This window comes from Neobacillus sp. C211, assembly GCF_051842875.1.
GTDB lineage: Bacteria > Bacillota > Bacilli > Bacillales > Cytobacillaceae > Neobacillus.
Genome location: NZ_JBPXRO010000027.1, coordinates 1 through 18075 on the forward strand (window position 1 = coordinate 1; position 18075 = coordinate 18075).

Genomic DNA, 18075 nt, shown 5'->3' on the forward strand with positions numbered 1-18075 from the left:
TCTAAGACAACCAGAAATGGTTGTCTTTTTGCTATGAGGAGAAACTTGTTTAGTGTTAGAAGATTAGGGTTTTACCATGCCCGTTAATGAGTAAAATGTCCATCGGAGGGTTTCCGAAGGACAAAACCCCACCAGTGAACAGGGAAAATGTCTATCGGAGAGCTTCCGAAGGACAAAACCTCGCAAGTGAACAAGGAAAATGTCTATCGGAGAGGGTCCGAAGGACAAAACTGCACAAGTGAACAGGGAAAATGTCTATCGTAAATGCTCTAAATGACAAAAGGTTACTGATAAAAAGGTCATTCCCAAATATAAATCAAAGACAGCCAAAAAGGTTGTCTTTTTTGTGTTCTCATTTTTATTCAACCACCCCACCCCTACATATTTTAACTAATGTACGTTTCACAATGGCGGGTTTTGGAGAAAATCATTAGTAGTGAATCGTTGCATCTACATAAAAAATTCAGTATAATTTAGTCAAATATAGTCAAAGTCAGAGAATGGGGGTGGGAAGATGAGAAACATCTCTGATATTATTGAAAAATATCTTAAACAAGTATTGGAATTAAGTGAAAAGGATCTTGTTGAAATTAAACGAAGTGAAATCGCTGATAAATTTCAATGTGTACCATCTCAAATAAATTATGTAATCAATACCCGTTTTACAATTGAAAGAGGATATATTGTGGAGAGTAAACGGGGCGGTGGCGGGTATATAAGGATTATGAAGGTTCAATCCCATGACTTGGCCCATTTAATTGATCAATTGCTCTCACTAATACAAGGCAGGGTTAGTCAAACGAGTGCAGAAGATGTCATTATAAGGCTCGTACAAGAAGAAATTATTTCACAGCGGGAAGCGAAAATTATGTTAAGTGTAATCGATCGTTCCGTTCTTTATATTGATCTTCCATACCGAGATGAATTAAGAGCAAGAATGCTAAAAGCGATGTTAACATCTTTAAAATATAAATAAATTTTTTTCTGAGTAAGAGGTGAAAGTATGATTTGCCAAGAATGTAATCAAAGACCTGCAGCGCTTCATTTTACAAAAATCATTAATGGTGAAAAGACTGAAGTGCATCTTTGTGAAAAGTGTGCTCAGGAAAAGGGAGAAATGTTCATTTTTAATGGGGAATCTGGTTTTGCTTTTAATAATTTATTAGCAGGATTATTAAATATTGATCCGAACTTTCAAAAGCCTAGCCAAAGTCCCTTCCACCAGGAGGAGATTCTTCAATGCGCTTCTTGTTCAATGACCTTTCCACAGTTTTTAAAGGTAGGCCGCTTTGGATGTTCCCATTGTTACGAAGCGTTTAAAGAACAACTTATACCAGTTTTAAGACGACTTCATAGCGGGAACTGGACACATAATGGGAAAATACCGAAGAGAATTGGTGGGGGCATCCATCTTCGTAAACAAATTGAAGAATTGAAAAGTAATCTAAAGGAATCCATCCAAAATGAGGAATTTGAAAAGGCGGCAGAGATTCGTGATGAAATACGAAAGTTGGAGAAAAATTTAGCAGCCAGCCACGAGGGAGGGGAATAACATGTCGCTTGAGCGATTTCTAAATCAAGCTGTCAGCTCCTGGATGAGTGCGGAAGGACCGGATTCAGATATTGTCCTTAGCTCCCGTATTCGTTTGGCTCGTAACTTTGATGCATATAAATTTCCAACCCTTTTTTCACATGAAGAAGCAAAATTGATTATTGAAAATATGGAAGAAATTTTAAAACAGTCTCCTATTCAAAAGTTTGGCCAAATGGAATTGTTGAAAATTGAAGAATTACAACCGCTCCAAAAAAGAGTATTAGTTGAAAAACATTTAATAAGCCCTCATCTAGCTGAAGATTCACCATATGGGGCAGTTATATTAACCGAAAATGAAGAAGTTAGTATTATGATTAATGAAGAGGATCATATCCGGATTCAATGCTTGTATCCAGGTTTGCAATTATCTGAAGCGTTGGATGCTGCGAATGAAATCGATGATTGGCTTGAAAGTAATATTCAATACGCATTTGATGAAAAACACGGCTATTTAACCAGTTGTCCTACAAACGTTGGAACAGGTCTCCGTGCTTCGGTCATGATGCACTTGCCAGGGTTAATGTTAACACAGCAAATTAATAAAATTATTCCTGCAATTCACCAATTAGGTCTTGTTGTTAGAGGAATTTATGGTGAAGGTAGCGAAGCATTAGGTAATATATTTCAAATTTCTAATCAGATCACACTTGGTAAATCAGAAGAGGACATTGGCCGTGACCTAAGAGGGGTTGTAAGTCAACTCATTTCACAAGAAAGGTCGGCCCGTGAAGCATTACGAAAAACTTCGAACATACAATTAGAAGACAGAGTGTTCAGATCATTAGGTGTGTTATCTAATAGCCGAATTATTGAATCGAAAGAAGCAGCTAGATGTTTATCTGATGTTCGGCTTGGAATAGATATGGGTTATATTGATAAAATGCCTAAGACAATCTTAAATGAATTAATGATACTGACCCAGCCAGGATTCTTACAGCAATATGCTGGGGGTTCATTAAGACCACATGAAAGAGACATCAGACGGGCAGCATTAATTAGGGAACGAATAAAAATGGAGCAAGAAAAATAGGTGGGGAGGAAGAGAATATGATGTTCGGCCGTTTTACTGAAAGAGCGCAGAAAGTTCTAGCTTTAGCACAAGAGGAAGCGATTCGTCTTGGTCATAACAATATTGGAACAGAGCACATTTTATTGGGGTTAACTCGGGAAGGGGAAGGGATTGCTGCGAAAGCCCTTTATGGACTTGGTTTAGGTTCTGAAAAAATCCAAAAAGAAGTAGAAAATTTAATTGGCAAAGGACAGGATGCTTCTCAAACCATTCACTATACTCCAAGAGCTAAAAAGGTCATTGAATTATCGATGGATGAAGCACGAAAATTAGGACATTCCTATGTAGGGACCGAGCATATTCTCCTTGGCTTAATCCGAGAAGGAGAAGGGGTTGCTGCCCGAGTACTTAATAATTTGGGAGTTAGTTTAAATAAGGCAAGACAGCAAGTGCTTCAACTATTAGGAAGTAATGAGTCTGGCGGGCATCAAGGCGGGGCATCAGCAAGTGCTAACACACCGACGCTAGATAGCCTTGCACGGGATCTAACGTCAATTGCCCGTGAAGGTAGCCTGGATCCTGTTATTGGACGCGGTAAGGAAATTCAACGTGTGATTGAAGTATTAAGCCGACGGACTAAAAATAACCCGGTATTAATTGGAGAGCCTGGTGTAGGTAAAACAGCCATAGCAGAAGGACTCGCCCAACAAATTGTCAATAATGAAGTCCCTGAAATACTGCGTGATAAACGAGTAATGACGCTTGATATGGGGACAGTAGTAGCAGGGACAAAATACCGTGGTGAATTTGAAGATCGTTTGAAAAAAGTCATGGATGAAATTCGCCAAGCAGGAAATATTATTCTTTTCATCGATGAGTTGCATACATTGATTGGTGCGGGTGGTGCAGAAGGGGCTATTGATGCTTCCAATATTTTAAAGCCATCGCTTGCTCGTGGAGAACTCCAATGTATTGGAGCAACCACACTTGATGAATATCGAAAATATATCGAAAAAGATGCCGCTTTAGAACGACGTTTCCAGCCAATTCGTGTTGATGAACCAACAGCGGAAGAATCAATCCAGATTTTAGAAGGTTTACGTGACCGCTATGAAGCCCATCATCGTGTCTCCATTACAGATGAAGCGATTAAGGCAGCTGTTAAACTGTCAGACCGCTATATCTCTGATCGCTTCCTGCCAGATAAAGCGATTGATCTAATCGATGAAGCAGGTTCCAAGGTACGGCTTCGTTCCTTTACAACTCCACCTAATTTAAAAGAATTAGAAGTGAAGCTTGAGGAAGTACGAAAGGAAAAAGATTCTGCAGTCCAGAGTCAAGAATTTGAAAAAGCGGCTTCTTTACGGGATACGGAGCAGCGTTTGCGTGAACAACTAGAGGAAACAAAGAAGAGCTGGAAGGAAAAGCAAGGGAAAGAAAACAATGAAGTAACAGTTGAAGATATTGCAAGTGTTGTTTCAAGTTGGACCGGTGTACCTGTTTCCAAGCTAGCTCAAACTGAGATGACGAAGCTGCTTAATTTAGAGGAAGTTCTCCATTCTCGTGTGATTGGCCAGGAGGAAGCTGTTAAGGCAGTATCTAAGGCTGTCCGCCGTGCTAGAGCAGGATTAAAAGATCCAAAACGGCCAATTGGCTCCTTCGTTTTCTTAGGACCAACTGGTGTAGGGAAAACAGAATTAGCCCGTGCCCTTGCTGAAGCCATGTTTGGTGACGAGGATGCGATGATTCGGATTGACATGTCCGAGTATATGGAAAAGCATTCTACCTCTCGTCTAGTTGGTTCTCCGCCAGGATATGTCGGCTATGAGGAAGGCGGACAATTAACAGAGAAGGTTCGCAGAAAGCCATATTCCGTTGTTTTACTTGATGAAATTGAAAAGGCACATCCAGACGTATTTAATATCCTTTTGCAGGTTCTAGAGGATGGCCGTTTGACTGATTCAAAAGGAAGAACAGTAGATTTCCGTAATACCGTCTTGATTATGACATCCAATGTGGGTGCTGAAGCCTTAAAACGGAACAAGTATGTCGGCTTTAATATTCAGGATGGCGATCAGGATTATAAAGACATGAAGGGGAAAGTAATGGGCGAATTAAAGAAAGCCTTCCGCCCTGAATTCCTGAACCGTATTGATGAAATTATTGTTTTCCATGCGTTGGAAAGAAAGCATCTTGAAGAGATTGTAACTTTACTTTCAGAGCAGTTAATTAAACGCTTAAAAGAGCAAAATATTTCTTTAGAATTAACTTTAGCAGCGAAGGAAAAAATTTCTCAGGAAGGTTATGACCCTGAGTATGGGGCAAGACCATTGCGTCGTGCGATTCAAAAGCATATTGAAGACAGACTTTCAGAAGAATTATTAAAAGGAACATTGTTAACAGGTCAGCATGCGGTGATCGATGTTGATAATGGAGAATTTATTGTTCGAATGGAAGAGAAAACAAGTTTGGTAAAATAGAAATGTAATCCATTAGTGTTGCTATACCATGAGAGGTACACGTGAATAAAGCTAAACCGTGTGCCTCTTTTTTTAATTATTTGTAATGTTTCAACGAGAGGATCGAAGTAGAATGGCAAAACGAAAGACAAAGTTTATGTGTCAGGAGTGCGGTTATGAATCTCCAAAGTGGATGGGGAAATGCCCTGGCTGCGGTGAATGGAATAAGATGGTTGAGGAAGTTGAAGTAACTGGTGCAACAAGAAGAGGGGCATTCGCCCATTCCCAAGGCGGATCAGGACTATTAACCAAACCAATGCCGATCAATTCTATTGAAATGGAGAATGAACCAAGGATTCAAACAGACTTAAATGAATTAAACCGGGTACTTGGCGGGGGTGTGGTCAAAGGATCCTTAGTGCTGATTGGCGGAGACCCTGGAATCGGTAAATCAACGCTTCTGTTACAGGTATCATCGCAATTAGCGAATAAAGGAAATAAGGTTTTATACATATCTGGTGAAGAATCATTACGGCAAACAAAGCTTCGTGCGGAGCGATTAGGAATATCCTCTGAAAATCTCCTCGTTTACTCTGAAACGAATCTTGAGGAAATTAACCGGACCATCGATAGTACAAATCCAAGCTTTGTCATCATTGATTCTATCCAAACTGTATTTCATCCAGATGTAACAAGCGCACCTGGGAGTGTCTCACAGGTGCGTGAGTGTACCTCGGAATTAATGAGAATAGGGAAAACCAAAGGGATTGCGATCTTTATTGTTGGACACGTAACGAAAGAAGGATCGATAGCCGGCCCTAGACTGTTAGAGCATATGGTGGATACCGTCCTCTATTTTGAAGGAGAAAGACATCATACCTATCGGATTTTACGGGCAGTTAAAAACCGTTTTGGTTCAACGAATGAAATGGGAATCTTTGAAATGAAAGAATTCGGTCTTGAAGAAGTGGCAAATCCCTCCGAGATATTTTTAGAAGAGCGTTCACGGGGTGCTGCTGGCTCAACGGTGGTCGCATCGATGGAAGGGACAAGACCGGTCCTCGTTGAAATTCAAGCGTTAATTTCCCCCACTAGCTTTGGTAACCCAAGAAGAATGGCAACTGGAATTGATCATAACCGTGTGCCACTTTTGATGGCAGTTTTAGAAAAGCGGGTTGGGATGCTCCTTCAGAATCAGGATGCATACCTAAAAGTTGCTGGTGGCGTAAAATTGGATGAACCAGCAATTGATTTAGCCGTGGCTGTCAGTATTGCTTCCAGCTTTAGAGATAAACCCACAAGACCAACCGATTGTATTATCGGAGAGGTCGGGTTAACCGGTGAAGTAAGAAGGGTTTCAAGGATTGAGCAGCGTGTCCAGGAAGCGGCCAAGCTAGGATTTGAGCGAGTCATTCTCCCTGCTAATAATCTTGGCGGCTGGAAGGGCCCAAACGGAGTTGAACTCATTGGTGTGAAGTCAGTGAGCGAAGCATTAAAAGCAGCGTTAGGAGGGTAGCAGATGGAGAGTAAAAAGCTTGGTGAGCATACCGTAAGTGAAGTTTTACAGTTCCTTGCACCTGGTACACCCATTCGCGAGGGAATCGACAATGTGCTCCGTGCGAACACAGGCGGCCTTATTGTCATTGGTTTTAACGAAAAGGTAAAAAGTATCGTTGACGGCGGCTTTGAAATCAACTGCCCATTTTCGCCCAGCTTTTTATATGAATTAGCAAAAATGGACGGGGCCATCATCCTCAATGAATTAGGAAATAAAATTCTCTTTGCCAATGCCCAGTTGGCCCCTGATTCCGATATACCTTCTTCTGAAACAGGGATGCGGCACCGCACAGCAGAAAGGGTAGCGAAACAAACAAAAGCCCTAGTGATTGCCATTTCCCAAAGGAGAAATGTCATTACCCTGTATCAAGGGAATTTTCGCTATGCATTAAAAGATATTGCGGTAATTTTAACTAAAGCCAATCAAGCCATTCAGACGCTTGAGAAGTATAAAACCGTTTTGGAACAAAGCATCAGCAATTTGAGTATCCTAGAGTTCGAGGAGTCCGTAACCTATAACGATTTTTTACTTGTTCTCCATCGTTTTGAAATGGTCTTAAAGATTAAGAATGAACTTCTAACCTATTTACATGAGTTAGGAACAGAAGGCCGTCTCATTCGTTTACAATTGAATGAAATATTAACAGATCTCGAAGACGAGACCATGCTCATTATTAAAGATTATGCCTTCGACAGAGACATCAAGGCCAGAGAAGTGATTGGACGGATGCAGTCCATGGCTACGAGCGGTACCATTGAGGATATGGTCTTATTAAAATTGATGGGATACCTTGGCTATGTGCACCTTGATGAGAATAAAAGTCCGCGCGGCTACAGAATTCTTAATAAAATTCCAAGACTTCCATCCATCATTATTGAAAATCTCATCAGCAGTTTTGGTGAGCTTTCAAAAATAATAACCGCAACAGTGGAAGAACTTGATGAAGTGGAAGGAATCGGGGAAGTTCGTGCCAAAAAGATTAAGGAAGGCTTTAAATTGATTAAAGAGCGGTTATACACCGATCGCCATCTATAAAGGCAATTATTCTAGGTTCCTAAAAGTTAAAAAAATCCAATTGTTTGACACAAAAATTTTCCAATGCTACCCTATGAGGAGAATCTTCAACCTATTAATTTTCACTAACAAATTAAATTTAATACGTTTTTTAATCTAAAAATAATCCGTAAATTAAGGTTTCATTTCCATGAATATGTTTATAATGAATAGAGGAGGTGAAGGAATGTTAAAACGTATTGTGCAGGCTTGCTTCCTCATTATAGGTGGTACGCTTGGTATTTTGTTATTACCGGAATTGTTCAATTTACTTCATATCAATGACATTCCCTTAATTAATAACTCGTATATCACTGCTATTATAGGTGCTATTATTTTTTATCTTATTACCTTTTGGGCAGTAGATTATGTTTTTAACTTTATTAAATGGGCTGAAGATTCTTTAGTGAAAGTTCCTGTAACAGATGTCCTTTTTGGAAGTGTAGGTCTAATCTTTGGATTGTTGGTTGCGTTTTTAATCGGCTTTGCCCTGAATGCTGTGCAAGTCCCAATATTAAATGCTGTGGCTCCGATATTACTGACCATTTTGTTTGGTTATCTCGGCTTTCAGGTGGGCTTCAAGAAAAGAGATGAACTTTTAGGTCTTTTTGGAAACCGCGGTAATAAGAAAAAAACCAGTGATGAAGAGAATGATAAGGAAGTTAATCATCCTTTGAAAATATTAGATACGAGCGTTATCATTGATGGGCGCGTTGCTGATATTTGTCAGACCGGATTTTTAGAAGGAACGATTGTTATTCCACAGTTCGTCCTTGAGGAATTACAGCATATTGCCGATTCTTCCGATGTGTTGAAACGAAATCGCGGCCGCAGAGGCTTGGATATATTAAACCGAATTCAAAAGGAACTCGCCATAAAGGTAGAAATTTATGAAGGCGACTTTGAGGAAATTAGTGAAGTGGACTCAAAGCTCGTTAAATTAGCTAAAATAACCAATGGCATCTTGGTCACGAATGATTTTAATCTGAATAAAGTCTGTGAATTGCAAAATGTATCTGTGTTAAACATCAATGATTTAGCAAATGCAGTTAAGCCTGTTGTCCTTCCTGGTGAGGAATTAACCGTTCAAGTAATTAAGGATGGAAAAGAATATCATCAAGGCGTTGCTTATTTAGATGACGGAACGATGATTGTGGTTGAGGAAGGTAGAGAATATATCGGGAAAAGAATCGAGGTTCTCGTAACGAGTGTTCTCCAGACATCGGCAGGACGAATGATATTTGCCAAGCCCAAATTATTAGAAAAAGCACTGTAGCTTAAAAAGCGGAAGCGCCTAGGCGCTCCTCAGAAAAGCTAACGCTTTTCTTTCGTGCGAGGCTTCGCTCCGAAGCATAATCTTATGGAGCTAGAGTTTGATATTAGATAGAGTGGGGTAATGATATGACCTACCAAGTCATTCTCCCGGCAGCTGGCCAGGGAAAAAGAATGGGAGCAGGGAAAAATAAGCTTTTATTGGAACTTAACGGTATTCCTGTTCTAATCCATACATTAAGGGTGTTTGAACAGGATGAAGCTTGCAGCGGGATTATTTTAGCCATTCACCCACAGGATAAACCAGAATTTCAAGTGTTACTCGATCGGTATCATGTGACGAAGGTTATCAACTTAGTACCGGGTGGAAATGAACGTCAGGATAGCATTTATAATGCTCTTAAATTAGTTGAAACCGACGGGATTATCCTTGTGCATGATGCGGCGCGTCCTTTTATCTTAAAAGAACATATCCATCGTTTAACTGAAATGGCTGAAGAAACAGGTGCAGCCATTTTGGGAGTGCCGGCAAAAGACACCATGAAAAAGATAAATGATGGTGTGGTCGTTGAAACTGTCGAACGTTCAAGCTTGTGGGCTGTTCAAACCCCACAAGCTTTTCGCATTTTGCTGCTTAAGGAAGCGTATGAAAAGGCCGAAAAGGATCACTTTCTGGGAACCGATGATGCTAGTTTGGTTGAGCGGCTTCACTATCCTGTTGCGGTAGTAGAAGGCGATTACGATAATATAAAACTAACGACACCAGAAGACTTGTTCTTTGCTGAAGCGATAATAGAAAAGCGGAAGCGCCTTGATCAGGGGCGCTGTAGCTAGACAATAGGAAAAAAGGGGTTTTTAATGATGTTTCGAATTGGTCAGGGCTTTGATGTTCATCAATTAACAGAAGGGCGTCCGCTAATCATTGGTGGGATTACAATCCCTTATGAAAGGGGTTTGCTAGGTCATTCGGATGCTGATGTGTTATTACATACGGTCTCCGATGCCTGCCTTGGTGCGATTGGGGAAGGCGATATTGGCAAACACTTTCCGGATACCGATCCAAATTTTAAGGATGCTGACTCCGCGAAGCTGATGGAGCATGTATGGCAATTGGTGAAAAATAAAGGGTACGAGCTTGTGAATGCCGATTGTACAATTATTGCTCAACAGCCCAAGATGGCACCCTATATTGAGCAAATGCGCGGTAGGATTGCGGAATTGCTAGAGGCAGCACCTGAACAAGTCAATGTAAAGGCGACAACAACAGAGAAGCTAGGCTTCACTGGCAGAGGGGAAGGCATTGCCTCCCAGGTAGTTGTATTGTTAAAAAAGGTTAACAATTAACCTTTTACAGTGAACGGCACAATGATACAATAAATCAGATAAAAACATATGGTAAAGCTGTCTAGCTCCAGCGCCTAGGGGCTTTTGCTTTTCGAGAATGGAGGCATTATAGTTATGTCAAACGAAGTTCGTGTAAGATATGCTCCAAGTCCAACGGGACATTTACATATTGGAAACGCCCGTACTGCATTATTTAATTATTTATTTGCACGCCATCATGGCGGGAAATTTATTATCCGAATTGAAGATACCGATAAAAAGCGGAATATTGAAGGCGGAGAAGAAAGCCAGTTAAAATATTTAAAATGGCTTGGGATGGATTGGAACGAGGGTGTCGACGTTGGTGGCGAATACGGTCCATATCGCCAATCTGAGCGTAATGATATTTATGAAACCTACTACAACCAATTATTAGCAAATGGCCATGCCTATAAATGTTATTGTACAGAAGCTGAAATCGAAGCAGAGCGGGAGGCCCAGAGCGAAAGAGGAGAAACACCTCAGTATTCCGGTAAATGCCGCCATTTAACCGATGAACAGCGCCGTCAATTTGAAAGCGAAGGCCGTCAGCCAAGCATCCGCATCCTCGTACCTGAAGGGAAAACCTATACGTTTGATGATATGGTCAAAGGCAGCGTTTCGTTTGAATCGGAAGGGATGGGTGATTGGGTCATCATTAAAAAGGATGGCACCCCAACCTATAACTTTGCTGTAACGATTGATGATTATTTAATGAAAATCTCTCATGTGCTCCGTGGCGATGATCATATTTCTAACACGCCAAAGCAATTGATGGTCTATGAAGCATTAGGCTGGGAGCCGCCAGTTTTTGGACACATGACTTTGATTGTCAATGAAAGCCGCAAAAAGTTAAGTAAGCGTGATGAGTCCATCATTCAGTTTATTGAACAATATGAAGAATTAGGTTATATCCCAGAAGCACTCTTTAACTTTATTACACTACTCGGCTGGTCGCCGGCAGGTGAAGAAGAAATTTACTCTAAGAACGAGTTTATTGAAATATTTGACGCGAATCGCCTATCCAAATCGCCAGCATTATTTGATAAGCAAAAGCTGTTGTGGATGAATAATCAATATATGAAAAAAATTGAGGTGAACCGTGTAGTTGATCTGGCTATGCCTCACTTAATTAAGGCAGGCCGAATAAGTGAAAGCATGACAGATGAACAGTATCAATGGCTCCAAGGACTTGTAGCTCTTTTACAGGAAAAAATGAGCTTTGGTGCTGAAATCGTAGAATTATCAGATATGTTCTTTCAAGAGGATGCCATCTATGAAGAAGATGCAAAGGAAATATTAACCGGGGAAACTGTTCCAGAAGTGTTAAGGGCATTTTCACATGAACTTGACCAACTGGAAAGCTTCCGGGCTGATGGTATAAAGGCAGCCATGAAGGCAGTTCAAAAGTCGACCGGTCAAAAGGGGAAAAATCTATTTATGCCAATTCGAGCGGCGGTAACAGGCCAAACACATGGACCAGACCTGCCAATGGCAATTGAACTCTTAGGTAAAAATAAGGTTCAAACGAGAATTAATAAAATTATTAGTTAACATTAGAGAAGAAATGTAATATAGTAGAGTAAACAATTATATAGTTACTAAAGTGTAGAAGAGGATAAGTAAAAAAAGGATGCTTTAAAGAGAAAACCATCACCGGCTGAAAGTGGTTTAAGCCTCTCGTTTTTTGAAATGCACCTCTGAGCCCTGTTTCGAAAAGAGTCAACTTCTAGTAGAAATGGGCGGAACCTATCCGTTACCAGGTAGAGTGAGACCCATATTAAGCTTTCCGTTACCAAAACGAGCTTTTCGGTCTAATCAGAGTGGAACCGCGCATAAGCGTCTCTGTCGTTAAGACAGAGGCGCTTTTTTGTTTCTAAGAAGATATATAACTTTGAACTTAGATAACAGTCCATACGCCGCTAAACGGGCGGCTTACGCTTTATAAAAAGGGGGAGAATGGTAATGTTCAAGAAGTTGAGGGAGGACGTTGAGGTTGTTTTTGAACAAGATCCTGCGGCAAGAAGTCATTTAGAAGTCATCTTAACGTATTCAGGCTTGCATGCCATTTGGTCACATCGACTCGCGCATGCACTCTTTAATCGGAAATTCTATTTTCTAGCCAGGGTTATTTCACAAGTAAGCCGCTTTTTTACCGGAATTGAAATTCATCCTGGGGCAAAAATAGGCAGAAGATTTTTTATTGACCATGGTATGGGCGTTGTTATAGGGGAAACGTGCGAAATTGGGGATAATGTAACTATATATCAAGGGGTAACACTTGGTGGAACGGGTAAAGAGAAAGGAAAGCGGCATCCGACGATTAAGGATAATGTCCTGATTGCCACAGGTGCAAAGGTGCTTGGTTCGATAACCATTGGAGAAAATTCCAAAATTGGCGGCGGCTCAGTAGTATTAATAGAAGTCCCCCCTAACTCGACGGTAGTTGGGATTCCAGGGAAAGTGGTGATCCAGGATGGTAGAAGAATTACAAGAGACTTGAATCACTGTGACTTACCAGACCCTGTTGCCGACCGCTTAAGAGAAATGCAAAATGATCTGGATAAATTAATGCACGAACTCGAAGAATTAAAAGGAGAAAGGATAAAAGTCAATGGCCATTCAACTTTATAATACACTAACTCGCAAAAAGGAAACCTTCGTACCGCTCGAAAAAGGGAAAGTCAAAATGTATGTTTGCGGTCCGACGGTCTATAATTATATTCATATCGGTAATGCACGTCCGGCAATCGTCTTTGATACAGTTCGGCGCTATTTGGAATATCGCGGCTATGATGTTCATTATGTTTCCAATTTTACCGATGTCGATGACAAATTGATTCGTGCTGCCAATCAATTAGGAGAAAGTGTTCCGGCGATTGCGGACCGATTTATCAATGCTTATTTTGAAGATGTGACGGCATTAGGCTGCCAAAAGGCAGATGTTCATCCACGGGTAATGGAAAACATGGACATTATCATTGATTTTATTAGTCAATTAGTCGAAAAAGGCTACGCTTATGAATCTGCAGGAGATGTTTATTTCCGGACAAGAAAATTCGATGAATATGGTAAGCTATCGCATCAATCCATTGATGACCTGCAGGTAGGTGCAAGAATTGAAGTCGGCGATAGGAAACAAGACGACTTAGACTTTGCCTTATGGAAAGCGGCAAAGGAAGGCGAAATCTTCTGGGAGAGTCCGTGGGGACTTGGCCGGCCGGGCTGGCATATTGAGTGCTCGGCAATGGCGAAAAAGTATCTTGGCGAAACCATTGACATTCATGCCGGTGGACAGGATTTGACCTTCCCGCATCATGAAAATGAAATTGCCCAATCAGAAGCACTGTCAGGAAAATTATTTTCTCGTTACTGGATGCACAATGGCTATATCAATATTGATAATGAAAAAATGTCTAAATCATTAGGAAACTTTGTCCTTGTTCATGACATTATTAAAAAACATAATCCGCAAGTGTTACGGTTTTTTATGTTATCCGTTCATTACCGCAATCCGATTAATTACAGCGAGGAATTACTGGAGAGTACGAAAGCAGCATTTGAACGTATCACCACCTCTTATCAAAACTTAAAGCATCGGAAAGAAGCGAGTACTGACTTAACAGATTCGAATCAGGTATGGCTTGAAGGTATTGCAAAAAGGCAAGAAGAATTTATTGAGGCAATGGATGATGATTTCAATACAGCTAAAGCGATTTCCGTTTTATTCGACCTTTCAAAACTGGCTAATTATTATCTTTTAGAGAAAAATACAGCTGTAGAAGTTATTGATGCCTTTACAAAACAATTTGAAAAGTTATTCCATGTCTTAGGGCTGACATTTGAAAAAGAAGAAATGCTCGATGAAGAAATCGATGCGCTGATTGAAAAGCGAATTCAAGCTCGAAAAGACCGTAATTTCCAATTGTCTGATCAAATAAGAGATCAGCTAAAGGAAATGAATATTATTTTAGAAGATACACCGCAGGGTACAAGGTGGAAAAGAGGCTAATTCATGCTTGATTATGAAAATACAGTGGATGTTAAACAATTGAATAGTCTCGCGCTTGCCTACATGGGTGACGCGATTTATGAAACCTATGTAAGGCGCCACCTCCTCTATAGCGGTAAGGTAAGACCGAATCAGTTACACCGCACCGGTACCAGTTACGTGTCGGCAAAGGCTCAAAGCCAAATTCTTTTTCAAATGATGGATCATAAACTGCTTGATGAAGAAGAATTAGCGGTGGTTATGCGCGGTAGAAATGCGAAATCAGGCACTGTTCCTAAAAATACAGATGTCCAAACTTATCACTATAGTACAGCATTTGAAGCATTGATGGGTTATCTGTATTTAACGGGTAAAAAGAACCGTTTAGAAGAGCTTATTAGCAGGGCATTTTCATATGTGGAGCAAAGAAAGGAGGAACGCTAGGATGGAACAACAAGAATATATTGTTGGCAAAAATCCAGTCATCGAAGCGCTTAAATCAGAAAGGGATATTAATAAAATATTAATTGCCGAAGGATCGCAGCGTGGCCAAATGCAGCAAATTACGCAATTAGCCAAAGAAGCAAATGTGATTGTTCAATTTGTTCCTAAGAAAAAAATTGACCAAATCGCGGATGAAAATCATCAAGGAGTTCTTGCTTATGTTGCTGCCTATCAATATGCGGAAATGGATGATTTGTTTGCAGCAGCAGAAAAGAAAAATGAACCGCCATTCTTTTTATTGCTGGACGAAATTGAGGATCCTCATAACCTTGGGTCGATTATGAGAACAGCCGATTCAGTCGGTGCTCATGGCATCATTATTCCAAAGCGTCGGGCTGTCGGCCTAACTGCAACAGTTGCCAAAGCTTCGACAGGTGCGATTGAATATATCCCAGTGGTCCGTGTCACTAATATGGCGCGAACCATCGATGAACTTAAGGAACGAGGTATTTGGATTGCCGGAACAGATGCAAAAGGCAAAGATGATTACCGAAGATTAGACGGGACGCTGCCACTAGGCTTGGTGATTGGCAGTGAAGGAAAAGGAATGGGAAGACTGATCCGCGATAAATGTGATTTTCTCATCCATTTGCCAATGATTGGTAAAGTAACCTCGTTAAATGCTTCTGTTGCGGCGGCTTTACTGATGTATGAGGTATATCGAAAACGACACACACTTGAGGGATAGTAATGGATATCCTGCTTGTGGACGGTTACAACATCATAGGAGCCTGGCCTGAACTAAGAGCTTTAAAGGATCATGATTTACCTGCTGCACGGGACCGTTTAGTGGAAAGAATGGCTGAATACCAAGCCTATTCAGGCTTCCGTGTGATTGTGGTATTCGATGCCTATTATGTACAAGGGACGGAAAAGAAGTATAAAAATCATAAAATAGAAGTTATCTTTACGAAAGAAAATGAGACGGCAGATGAGCGGATTGAAAAAATGGCCATTAGTTTAAGTAATCGAAGAACACAAATTCATGTAGCGACTTCCGACTTTACAGAGCAATGGGCTATTTTTGGACAAGGGGCATTAAGGAAGTCTGCACGTGAATTGCTCATTGAAATGTCTTCGATTGAAAGAGGCATCGAAAAGAAAGTGAAAACCATTCAAGAAAAAAGACCCGTTTCTAAAATAAAGATGAGTGCGGAAATGGCAGAAATTTTCGAAAAGTGGCGCAGAGGACAAAAGTGAACGTGGACTAATAAAAAATTGTCATGTATACTATTACTATCTATGCTTGTTCGGTGGAGGGGATCTACTTTGAGTACGGACTTTGGAACAAAGATCAACCAGCAGTTCCTGATAATGGAAGACGAAGGAATTGTTGATTTAGTGCACCAAGGTGATAGTGAAGCATTGGATTATTTAATCCATAAGTATCGTAATTTTGTACGTGCAAAAGCAAGGTCCTATTTTTTAATCGGTGCAGATAAGGAAGATATTGTCCAAGAAGGTATGATTGGACTGTATAAGGCAATTCGTGACTTTCGGGAGGACAAGCTTACCTCTTTCAAGGCATTTGCAGAGCTTTGTATAACTCGTCAAATCATTACCGCAATTAAAACCGCCACAAGGCAGAAGCATATCCCATTAAATTCATACGTTTCATTGGACAAGCCAATCTACGATGAAGAATCGGACCGAACATTAATGGATGTTTTGTCTGGAACAAAGGTTCTCGACCCAGAGGAACTGATTATTAATCAGGAAGAATTTGACCATATCGAAGTGAAGATGACTGAATTATTAAGTGATTTAGAAAGGAAGGTATTGGCTCTCTACTTAGATGGTCAATCATACCAAGAGATTTCTGAAGAGCTAAACCGCCATGTGAAATCAATTGATAATGCTCTGCAGCGTGTCAAAAGAAAGCTGGAAAGATATTTAGAACTTCGTGAATTTTCACTTTGATGATTAAATATGTCATATAATTGAACCGTTTCCAAGGGTTATTGACAATAATTAGGACTCATGTTACATTTTTAAGGATATAATAGAAAATTGGGTAAAGGTGTCGACTATGAGTAAAAAAGTAATCCTTTCCTGTGCTGATTGCGGCTCGCGAAATTATTCGACGATCAGCAAGCAGACACAAACAGAGAGATTAGAATTGAAAAAATTCTGCAAAACCTGCACCACCCATACCATTCATAGAGAAACGAAATAATGATCTTAGATTTTTGCAGATATTTATAGATTTTGGGGGTTACAGAAATGCAGCGCATAACTAAATTCTTCAGTGATATTCTCCGTGAGATGAGAAAAGTTAGCTGGCCAAAACGTGGAGAACTAACTCGCTCAACGCTTACTGTTCTATCGACCGTTGTTTTTTTTGCAGCGTTCTTTGCGGTTCTAGATTTAGGGATTTCAAAATTGATTCGCTTAATTCTTGAATAATAAATCCACTTTCATGGTATAATGGTGATTAATAAAGGAATTTTTATCTAAAGCCCGTTTCACGGGTTTTTTGTTTGTTTGGAAATCATGAAATAATTATTATGGATATCTTGGAATAGTTCTCTGAATCCAGCTCCAGCGCCCAGCGGCTAGTGGACTTCGCTCTCCGCCCTACGATAAGTCAACATCGAATCGCTTACGCTCTCCGTGTTTCCTTTATCTCAGTTGGAGTGCTCCAGTCCATACGCAGCTAAACGGGCGCTTGCGCCTTTTGTTTTTGAATAAGAAATAGGGAGGGACGGACGTTCAAGTCCTCTTAAATGGAAAAAAATTGGTATGTTTTACATACTTACTCAGGTTATGAAAATAAGGTAAAAGCAAATCTAGAAAAACGAGTCGAATCGATGGGTATGACAGATAAGATTTTCAGAGTAGTTGTCCCTGAGGAAGAAGAGACTGAGATCAAAAACGGCAAGAAAAAAGTAGTAAAGCGCAAAGTGTTCCCTGGTTATGTATTAGTTGAAATTGTGATGACTGATGATTCATGGTATGTGGTCCGGAATACCCCGGGTGTAACAGGCTTTGTTGGTTCATCTGGTGGTGGATCGAAGCCCACTCCATTGCTTCCGGAAGAAGTTGTCGTAATTTTAAAACGCATGGGCGTTTCCGAAAATCGCGTCGATGCTAATTATGAGATTGGTGAAACAGTTCGTGTGAAGGAAGGTCCTTTTGCGAACTTTACTGGGTCTGTGGAAGAAATGGATAAAGATCGCGCGAAACTGAAGGTTCTTGTCAATATGTTCGGCCGTGATACCCCGGTAGAACTGGATTTCACACAAATCGAGAAGCTGGATTAAGAAAAGCAAA

At 40.5% G+C, this 18075-nt stretch carries 19 protein-coding genes and 1 other annotated feature; all 19 genes read left to right on the top strand.

Annotated elements, in window-relative coordinates; translation table 11 throughout:
- Positions 1-514: 514 nt before the first annotated feature.
- The 19 genes from ACSU6B_RS21575 (at position 515) to nusG (ending at position 18065) form a co-directional block, all read left to right on the top strand.
- Complete coding sequence (locus ACSU6B_RS21575; RefSeq protein ID WP_410888397.1) at positions 515-976, top strand: CtsR family transcriptional regulator; 462 nt, start codon at positions 515-517, stop codon at positions 974-976.
- 27 nt (positions 977-1003) lie between these two features.
- On the top strand, positions 1004-1552 hold the full coding sequence (locus ACSU6B_RS21580; protein ID WP_215000181.1) for a UvrB/UvrC motif-containing protein: 549 nt from the start codon (positions 1004-1006) through the stop codon (positions 1550-1552).
- Position 1553: 1 nt separating this feature from the next.
- Positions 1554-2624, top strand: a complete 1071-nt coding sequence (locus ACSU6B_RS21585) for a protein arginine kinase (RefSeq protein WP_168241487.1) — start codon at positions 1554-1556, stop codon at positions 2622-2624.
- A gap of 17 nt (positions 2625-2641) precedes the next feature.
- Positions 2642-5083: an ATP-dependent protease ATP-binding subunit ClpC gene (gene clpC, locus ACSU6B_RS21590; RefSeq protein WP_215000179.1), complete on the top strand. Its 2442-nt coding sequence runs from the start codon at positions 2642-2644 to the stop codon at positions 5081-5083.
- 112 nt (positions 5084-5195) lie between these two features.
- Complete coding sequence (gene radA, locus ACSU6B_RS21595) at positions 5196-6578, top strand: DNA repair protein RadA (protein WP_168241489.1); 1383 nt, start codon at positions 5196-5198, stop codon at positions 6576-6578.
- Between the two features lie 3 nt (positions 6579-6581).
- Complete coding sequence (gene disA / locus ACSU6B_RS21600; RefSeq protein ID WP_410888398.1) at positions 6582-7655, top strand: DNA integrity scanning diadenylate cyclase DisA; 1074 nt, start codon at positions 6582-6584, stop codon at positions 7653-7655.
- Between the two features lie 205 nt (positions 7656-7860).
- Positions 7861-8949, top strand: coding sequence for a PIN/TRAM domain-containing protein (locus ACSU6B_RS21605; RefSeq protein ID WP_215000175.1), 1089 nt, complete (start codon positions 7861-7863; stop codon positions 8947-8949).
- 125 nt (positions 8950-9074) lie between these two features.
- Positions 9075-9779, top strand: coding sequence for a 2-C-methyl-D-erythritol 4-phosphate cytidylyltransferase (ispD, locus tag ACSU6B_RS21610; RefSeq protein WP_410888399.1), 705 nt, complete (start codon positions 9075-9077; stop codon positions 9777-9779).
- A 27-nt stretch (positions 9780-9806) separates the two neighbouring features.
- Positions 9807-10289 carry a 2-C-methyl-D-erythritol 2,4-cyclodiphosphate synthase gene (gene ispF / locus ACSU6B_RS21615; RefSeq protein ID WP_088084963.1) on the top strand — a complete coding sequence of 161 codons (483 nt, stop codon included), beginning with the start codon at positions 9807-9809 and terminating at the stop codon, positions 10287-10289.
- 114 nt (positions 10290-10403) lie between these two features.
- Positions 10404-11861: a glutamate--tRNA ligase gene (gene gltX, locus ACSU6B_RS21620; protein ID WP_410888400.1), complete on the top strand. Its 1458-nt coding sequence runs from the start codon at positions 10404-10406 to the stop codon at positions 11859-11861.
- Between the two features lie 46 nt (positions 11862-11907).
- Positions 11908-12157, top strand: a binding site (T-box leader).
- A gap of 115 nt (positions 12158-12272) precedes the next feature.
- Positions 12273-12941 (top strand): serine O-acetyltransferase, encoded by a 669-nt coding sequence (cysE, locus tag ACSU6B_RS21625; protein WP_410888401.1) that lies wholly within the window; start codon positions 12273-12275, stop codon positions 12939-12941.
- Entirely contained in the window at positions 12922-14319 is a 1398-nt protein-coding gene (cysS, locus tag ACSU6B_RS21630; RefSeq protein ID WP_410888402.1) for a cysteine--tRNA ligase, read from the top strand. The genes cysE and cysS overlap by 20 nt, the downstream gene beginning before the upstream one ends.
- Before the next feature lie 3 nt (positions 14320-14322).
- Positions 14323-14742 (top strand): Mini-ribonuclease 3, encoded by a 420-nt coding sequence (locus tag ACSU6B_RS21635; protein ID WP_410888403.1) that lies wholly within the window; start codon positions 14323-14325, stop codon positions 14740-14742.
- 1 nt (position 14743) lies between these two features.
- Positions 14744-15490, top strand: a complete 747-nt coding sequence (rlmB, locus tag ACSU6B_RS21640) for a 23S rRNA (guanosine(2251)-2'-O)-methyltransferase RlmB (RefSeq protein ID WP_410888404.1) — start codon at positions 14744-14746, stop codon at positions 15488-15490.
- Between the two features lie 2 nt (positions 15491-15492).
- Positions 15493-16002 (top strand): NYN domain-containing protein, encoded by a 510-nt coding sequence (locus ACSU6B_RS21645; RefSeq protein ID WP_214716663.1) that lies wholly within the window; start codon positions 15493-15495, stop codon positions 16000-16002.
- A gap of 69 nt (positions 16003-16071) precedes the next feature.
- The gene (gene sigH / locus ACSU6B_RS21650) at positions 16072-16722 is read left to right on the top strand and encodes an RNA polymerase sporulation sigma factor SigH (protein ID WP_210427096.1); all 651 of its coding nucleotides are present in this window, start codon (positions 16072-16074) and stop codon (positions 16720-16722) included.
- A gap of 109 nt (positions 16723-16831) precedes the next feature.
- Positions 16832-16978, top strand: coding sequence for a 50S ribosomal protein L33 (rpmG, locus tag ACSU6B_RS21655; protein ID WP_088084971.1), 147 nt, complete (start codon positions 16832-16834; stop codon positions 16976-16978).
- Positions 16979-17025: 47 nt separating this feature from the next.
- A complete protein-coding gene (secE, locus tag ACSU6B_RS21660) occupies positions 17026-17208 on the top strand; it encodes a preprotein translocase subunit SecE (protein ID WP_215009927.1) in 183 nt (60 codons plus the stop codon).
- A 320-nt stretch (positions 17209-17528) separates the two neighbouring features.
- Complete coding sequence (gene nusG / locus ACSU6B_RS21665; RefSeq protein ID WP_098933849.1) at positions 17529-18065, top strand: transcription termination/antitermination protein NusG; 537 nt, start codon at positions 17529-17531, stop codon at positions 18063-18065.
- Positions 18066-18075 lie beyond the last annotated feature (10 nt).

What these genes read in the sequence shown, in the direction of transcription:
- cysE (WP_410888401.1), top strand. Translation starts at nt 12,273, where the DNA reads ATGTTCAAGAAGTTGAGGGAGGACGTTGAGGTTGTTTTTGAACAAGAT.
- disA (WP_410888398.1), top strand. Translation starts at nt 6,582, where the DNA reads ATGGAGAGTAAAAAGCTTGGTGAGCATACCGTAAGTGAAGTTTTACAG.
- gltX (WP_410888400.1), top strand. Translation starts at nt 10,404, where the DNA reads ATGTCAAACGAAGTTCGTGTAAGATATGCTCCAAGTCCAACGGGACAT.
- radA (WP_168241489.1), top strand. Translation starts at nt 5,196, where the DNA reads ATGGCAAAACGAAAGACAAAGTTTATGTGTCAGGAGTGCGGTTATGAA.
- nusG (WP_098933849.1), top strand. Translation starts at nt 17,529, where the DNA reads ATGGAAAAAAATTGGTATGTTTTACATACTTACTCAGGTTATGAAAAT.
- cysS (WP_410888402.1), top strand. Translation starts at nt 12,922, where the DNA reads ATGGCCATTCAACTTTATAATACACTAACTCGCAAAAAGGAAACCTTC.
- ACSU6B_RS21605 (WP_215000175.1), top strand. Translation starts at nt 7,861, where the DNA reads ATGTTAAAACGTATTGTGCAGGCTTGCTTCCTCATTATAGGTGGTACG.
- ispD (WP_410888399.1), top strand. Translation starts at nt 9,075, where the DNA reads ATGACCTACCAAGTCATTCTCCCGGCAGCTGGCCAGGGAAAAAGAATG.
- ACSU6B_RS21575 (WP_410888397.1), top strand. Translation starts at nt 515, where the DNA reads ATGAGAAACATCTCTGATATTATTGAAAAATATCTTAAACAAGTATTG.
- ACSU6B_RS21635 (WP_410888403.1), top strand. Translation starts at nt 14,323, where the DNA reads ATGCTTGATTATGAAAATACAGTGGATGTTAAACAATTGAATAGTCTC.
- ispF (WP_088084963.1), top strand. Translation starts at nt 9,807, where the DNA reads ATGTTTCGAATTGGTCAGGGCTTTGATGTTCATCAATTAACAGAAGGG.
- secE (WP_215009927.1), top strand. Translation starts at nt 17,026, where the DNA reads ATGCAGCGCATAACTAAATTCTTCAGTGATATTCTCCGTGAGATGAGA.
- ACSU6B_RS21585 (WP_168241487.1), top strand. Translation starts at nt 1,554, where the DNA reads ATGTCGCTTGAGCGATTTCTAAATCAAGCTGTCAGCTCCTGGATGAGT.
- ACSU6B_RS21580 (WP_215000181.1), top strand. Translation starts at nt 1,004, where the DNA reads ATGATTTGCCAAGAATGTAATCAAAGACCTGCAGCGCTTCATTTTACA.
- rlmB (WP_410888404.1), top strand. Translation starts at nt 14,744, where the DNA reads ATGGAACAACAAGAATATATTGTTGGCAAAAATCCAGTCATCGAAGCG.
- ACSU6B_RS21645 (WP_214716663.1), top strand. Translation starts at nt 15,493, where the DNA reads ATGGATATCCTGCTTGTGGACGGTTACAACATCATAGGAGCCTGGCCT.
- rpmG (WP_088084971.1), top strand. Translation starts at nt 16,832, where the DNA reads ATGAGTAAAAAAGTAATCCTTTCCTGTGCTGATTGCGGCTCGCGAAAT.
- clpC (WP_215000179.1), top strand. Translation starts at nt 2,642, where the DNA reads ATGATGTTCGGCCGTTTTACTGAAAGAGCGCAGAAAGTTCTAGCTTTA.